Genomic DNA, 719 nt, shown 5'->3' on the forward strand with positions numbered 1-719 from the left:
ATTAAGTTTAATTGCGTAAACTTTAAAATCATCAATCCTCAAATGACTTTTCCAAGTCCTAAAACCAAACTTACCAGACTCAAACATCTTCTCGCCTTCGATGTGATATAAGAGTTTATCATTCGCATAGATAACAACTTCATCTTTTAAATTAAATATTTTAATGTTGGTATATTCATTGGGAACATTCATAAACTCAGGATCTTTTACATCATATTCAGGTAAAAGGGGGCGAGTACCATCGCCTGGGTAACGGCGAAAACGTGTCGTTGAATTATCATTCGCGCCATATCCAATGTAATACAGTCGCATCGGATCATATTTACGCATATTGCCAGAGCGCCACTCAGACTTAGCGAAGAAATCAGCACTTCCCGGCTCTTGTGCCATCCAGAAGAAATTCAGATCAGTACCGCGATCATTTTGACCACCAGCAACGACCACAGCACCATTGAATTCAATCACCGAAGGCGTGCTAACGTCTTCTTTAAACCACACAGTCACACCAGCGCCATCATCGATATCTAATGATTGATCGATAACGCCCACTTTCGTTTTGTCTGTTTTTTCAATTACCCATTGTTCTGTAGAATGTTCAAATGAATCTGAATATATCAGCTGTCCATTATCTTTCAATAACTCTAAATAATTTGTATTTTCTTGGGCTAACGCAATTCCACTACTAATAATCAAAGGGATTGCAATAAGCGAACTTAATC

Annotated in this window: 1 protein-coding gene; it reads right to left on the reverse strand. The window is 38.1% G+C overall.

The genetic code is table 11. The features are described 5' to 3' along the window. On the reverse strand, positions 1-719 hold a 719-nt coding region (locus ASV53_RS25710; RefSeq protein WP_094959024.1), incomplete at both ends, for a DUF6250 domain-containing protein.

This window comes from Photobacterium sanguinicancri, from assembly GCF_002265265.1.
Taxonomy (GTDB): Bacteria; Pseudomonadota; Gammaproteobacteria; order Enterobacterales; family Vibrionaceae; genus Photobacterium; species Photobacterium sanguinicancri.